Annotated in this window: 1 pseudogene; it reads right to left on the reverse strand. The window is 72.1% G+C overall.

Annotated features, from left to right (window positions below):
- Positions 1 to 247, reverse strand: a pseudogene (locus KVT14_RS20850) (alpha-glucosidase/alpha-galactosidase); the annotation flags it as partial.

The raw sequence follows: 247 nt of genomic DNA on the forward strand, positions 1-247 counted from the left end.
CGACCACGCGGTGAGCCACGCCGGGTTGTTCACGCCCGCGGCCGCGTACTCGACCCCGTCGAACGGGACGCCGACCAGCTCGGAGAGGTCGTTCGCGGCCCAGTACACGGAGTGGCACAGCCCGACGACCTTGATCTCGGGGGCGACGACGGACCACCACCACACGTTGAGCGTCATGGGGTTCGTGTAGTTCAGCACCCGGGCGTCGGGGCAGCCCTCGCGCCCGTCGCGGGCGGGCCCCCAGGTC

The sequence above is a fragment of the Cellulomonas sp. GbtcB1 genome (assembly GCF_019091725.1).
Taxonomy (GTDB): domain Bacteria; phylum Actinomycetota; class Actinomycetes; order Actinomycetales; family Cellulomonadaceae; genus Cellulomonas.